The sequence below is a fragment of the Streptomyces minutiscleroticus genome, assembly GCF_014650875.1.
Classification (GTDB): Bacteria; Actinomycetota; Actinomycetes; order Streptomycetales; family Streptomycetaceae; genus Streptomyces; species Streptomyces minutiscleroticus.
Window position 1 is genome coordinate 1 of sequence record NZ_BMVU01000137.1, and the last position, 4,924, is coordinate 4,924.

At 72.3% G+C, this 4,924-nt stretch carries 1 protein-coding gene; it reads left to right on the forward strand.

Features of this window, described 5'->3' with window-relative positions:
• Positions 1–4,924 (forward strand): SDR family NAD(P)-dependent oxidoreductase (locus IE271_RS40125; RefSeq protein WP_190195365.1); only part of this gene is annotated, 4,924 nt, incomplete at both ends.

The following is a 4,924-nucleotide window of genomic DNA, read 5'->3' on the forward strand; positions in this document are numbered from 1 at the left end:
TTCGTGCACGGGGCGAGTCCGCGGTGGGCCGCGGTGCTGGGGGCGGGACGGCCGGTCGCGCTGCCGACCTACGCCTTCCAGCACCAGAGCTACTGGCAGAGCTCCACTCCGCTCACCGGCGCGGGCGCCGGTACCAACAGCCTCCAGCACCCGCTGCTCACCAGCGCCGTCGAACTGCCCGGCTCCGGAGGCGCGGTGCTCTCGGGCCGGCTGTCGCCCGGCACCGCCCGCTGGCTGGGCGACCACGTCGTGAGCAACTCGATCCTGTTCCCGGGTACAGGCTTCGTGGAACTGGCCGCGCAGGCCGCGCGCTACACGGGGGCCGCCGGGCTGGGCGAACTCATCGTCCGTGCCCCGCTGGCCCTGACCGGCGACACCGACGTGCAGGTGTGGGTCGCGCCGGACGAGGGCACCGACCGTGAGCTGATGATCCGGGCCCGCCGCATCGGCGAGGACTGGGTCACCCACGCCTCCGGAACGCTGACCGCCACCGCGGACGAACCGACCTGGGCCGAGCAGGCATGGCCGCCCGCCGACGCCGTGGCGGTCCCCGTCGAGGGCGCCTACGACGACCTGGCCGCCTGCGGCTACGAGTACGGGCCCGCCTTCCGCGGGCTGCGTGCGGTGTGGCGGTCCGGGGACGACGTCTTCGCCGACATCGGGCTGTCCGACCCGGTGCACGACCACGACTTCGCGGTCCATCCTGCACTGCTGGACGCCGCCCTGCACGCGCTGCTCGTGACCAACGACTCCGGAACCGTACGCCTGCCGTTCTCCTTCGCCGGCGTGTCGTACGCCTCCGCCGAGGCACCGCGCGCACTGCGGATCCGCCTGCGGGGCCGGGGTGACTCCGTACGCCTGGACGCGGCGACCCCCTCGGGCGCTCCCGTGCTCGGCGTCGCGACGCTCACCCTGCGGGCCGCCGGACGTGCCGCCACCGAGTCCCTGCTGACCGTACGGCCCACCGCGGTGACCCTGCCCTCGGACGGCGTGGAGTGGACGGCGGTCGACGTCCTCCCCGAGCCGGCCGATACACCCGTACCGCCGGTCGTGGTGCTGCGGCCCCGGCCCGCCGGTGACGGTGACCTGGCCGCCGACACCCACGAGGTCCTGCGCTCCGTGCTGGAGACGGTGCACACCTGGCTGGCCGCCCCGCACGACAGCAGGCTCGTGGTCACCATCGCACAGGACGACCCGGCTGGCGCCGCCATCGGCGGCTTCCTGCGCGCCGTGCACGCCGAGCACCCGGACCGCTTCGGCGTGCTGGACACCGACGGCCACGAGGTCGGCGACGACACCATGTCCAGGGCCCTCGGCCTGTACGCCGACGAGCCCGAACTGCTGCTGCGCGACGGCGAGGTCCACTGCCCCCGGCTCGGCCGGGCGGAGGCGCCGCTGGACACCCCGCAGGACTCCTACCACCTCGACCTGGACGACGTACGCTCGCGCCGACTCACTCTGACGGCCGACGACACCGACCGGCGTCCGCTTGAGCCGCACGAGGTGCGCGTCGCCGTCCGCGCCTGCGGCCTGAACTTCCGTGACGCGCTGATCCGGCTCGGGGCCTACCCGGGCGAGGCCAAGATGGGCAGCGAGTCCGCGGGCGTGGTGCTGGAGACCGGCGCCGACGTGAGTGACCTGCGTCCCGGGGACCGGGTCGTCGGCGGCCCGCTGGACCACGGCTTCGCCCCGTTCGTCATCGGCGATCAGCGGCTCTTCGTCCGCATACCCGACGACTGGACCTACGCGGAGGCCGCCTCCATACCCGTCACTTTCCTCACCGCCTACTACGGCCTCTTCGAACTGGCCAAGCTCCAGCCGGGCGAGTCCGTGCTGGTCCACTCCGGTGCGGGTGGCGTCGGCCTGGCGGCCGTACGCCTGGCCCGCCGGATGGGCGCCGAGGTCTACGCTACCGCCTCGCCCGGCAAGTGGGACGCGCTGCGGGCGGAGGGACTCGACGACGATCATCTCGCCTCCTCCCGCACCCTGGACTTCGCGGAGAAGTTCGGCCGGGTCGACGTCGTCCTCAACTCACTGGCCCGTGAGTTCGTCGACACCTCCCTCGACCTGCTGGACGCGGGCGGCCGGTTCATCGAGATAGGCAAGGCCGACCTGCGGCCCGCCGCCGACGTGGCCGCCGCGCACCCGGGCGTCGATTACCAGCCCTTCGACCTCTACCAGATCGACCTCGACGTCATCGCCCGTATGTACGGGCATCTGATGGAGGCGTTCACCGACGGCTCGCTGCGCCTTCCGCCGGTCACCGCATGGGACCTGCGCCGCGCACCCGAGGCGTTCAAGTACATCGAGCAGGCCCGTCACATCGGAAAGATCGTGCTGACGGTGCCCTCCGCCCCCGACCCCGACGGCACCGTCCTCATCACCGGCGGCACCGGCGGCCTGGGCGCCGAGGTGGCCAAGCACCTGGCCGCCGCACAGCCCGGCCGGCACCTGCTGCTCGCCAGCCGCCGCGGAGCGGGACACGCGGCCGCCGAGCAACTGCGCACCGAACTGGAGCGGCTGGACGCCCACGTCACCATCGCCGCGTGCGACGTCACCGACCGGGAGCAGGTACGCGCCCTCATCGAGTCGGTACCGGCGGAACACCCGCTGACCTCCGTCGTGCACGCCGCCGGCGTCGTCGACGACGTACTGATCGACGGACAGACCGCCGAGCGGCTCGACAACGTGCTGGCGCCCAAGGTCGACGCGGCCGTGCACCTCGACGAGTTGACCCGCCACCTGGACCTGCGGCAGTTCGTACTGTTCTCCTCGGTGTCAGCGACCCTCGGCGTGGCCGGGCAAGCCGCCTATGGAGCAGGCAACGCCTTCCTCGACGCGCTGGCGCTCCGCCGCCACCGGGCCGGTCTGCCCGCCACCGCTCTGGCCTGGGGTCTGTGGGCGCAGGAGACCGGCATCACAGCCGGCCTCGGCGAGAGCGATCACGAACGCTGGGCCCGCCGCGGAATGAAGGCCATCGCCACCGACCGCGGCATGGAGCTGCTGGACGCCTCCGGCGACCTGGGCCTGGCCAACGTCGTCCCCGTCGAACTGGACACCGCGCGGCTGCGACAGAACTCCCTGCTCCCGGCGGTGATGAAGGCACTGGCCCCCGCCACGCGCACCACCCCCGCCCGGGCCAGGAAGGAGACGGTGGTCACCACGGTGGCCACCGGCACCGACGACCTGCTGCACCTGGTGCGCACCTACGCCGCCGAGGTACAGGGGCACCAGGACGCCGGACAGGTCGCGCCCGACAAGGCGTTCCGCGACACCGGATTCGACTCCATGAGCTCGCTGGAACTGCGCCAGCGCCTGGCCACCGCGACCGGCCTGAAGCTGCCCGCCACCCTCGTCTTCGACTACCCGACTCCCGCACTGCTGGCCGGCTACCTGTCCGAGACGTTGGGCGGCTCCGCCGCACCGGCCGCCGCCGCAACCGTACCGGCCGCCGTGTCCGGCCGGACGCCCGCCGCGGACGTCGAGCAGGACGGCGACCAACTGGTCATCGTGGGCATGGGGTGCCGGTTCCCGGGTGGTGTGCGTTCGCCCGAGGGGCTGTGGGACCTGGTCAGTGAGGGCCGTGACGCCATCTCCGCGTTCCCGTCCGACCGTGGCTGGGACGTGGAGGACCTCTACGACCCGGACCCCGACGCGCAGGGCAAGAGCTATACCCGTGAGGGCGGGTTCCTCGAGGGTGTGGACCGGTTCGACGCGGACTTCTTCGGTGTCTCCCCGCGTGAGGCGCAGACCATCGATCCGCAGCACCGGCAGTTGCTGGAGACGACCTGGGAGGCTCTGGAGGACGCCGGGATCCGCCCGGGTGACCTGCGGGGAAGCCGTACGGGTGTGTTCGTGGGGATCATGCACCAGGACTACGGCAGCCGGTTCCACACCGCGCCCGACGGCTACGAGGGCTTCATCACCAACGGCACCGCGGCCAGTGCCGCCGCCGGACGGCTGTCGTACCTCTATGGTTTCGAGGGTCCGGCCGTGACCATCGACACCGCTTGCTCCTCCTCGCTGGTCGCGCTGCACCTGGCCTGCCAGGCACTGCGCAGCGGCGAGTGCGACATCGCGCTGGCGGGCGGTGCCACGATCATGGCGACGCCGACGTTCTTCGTGGAGTACAGCCGGCAGCGGGTGCTGTCCGCGGACGGGCGCTGCCGTGCTTATGCGGACGACGGCGACGGCGTCGGCTGGTCCGAGGGCGCCGGCGTGCTGGCGGTCGAACGGCTCAGCGACGCGCTCAGGAACGGTCACCGGATCCTGGCGGTCGTCCGGGGCACCGCCGTCAACCAGGACGGCGCCTCCAACGGCTTCACCGCTCCGAGCGGCAGGGCCCAGCAGCAGGTCATCCTGGACGCGCTGGCCGGCTCCGGCCTGACCACCGCGGACATCGACCTGGTGGAGGGGCACGGTACGGGGACGCGGCTCGGTGACCCCATCGAGGCCCAGGCCCTGATGAACACCTACGGCAGGGCGCACAGTGCCGAGAAGCCGTTGTACCTGGGTTCGCTGAAGTCGAACATCGGTCATACGCAGGCGGCGGCCGGTGTGGCGGGTGTCATCAAGATGGTGATGGCGATGCGCCACGGTGTGATGCCGCGCAGTCTCTACGCCGACAACCCCACGGGCGAGGTCGACTGGGACGGCAGCGGTGTCGCCCTGCTGGCGAGCGAACGCGCATGGACACGTGAGGACGCCCCGCTGCGCGCGGGCGTGTCGTCCTTCGGTATGAGCGGTACCAACTCCCACGTCATCATCGAGGAGTTCGTCACCGAGCCCACGGAGACCGCAGCCGCTCCGGTGCCTGCGGTGGCGGGCGGTGTGGTGCCGTTGGTGTTGTCGGCGAGGTCGGCCGCGGGTCTGGGGGGCCAGGCGGTGGCGCTGCGTGACCATCTCACCGCTCATCCCGAGCTGC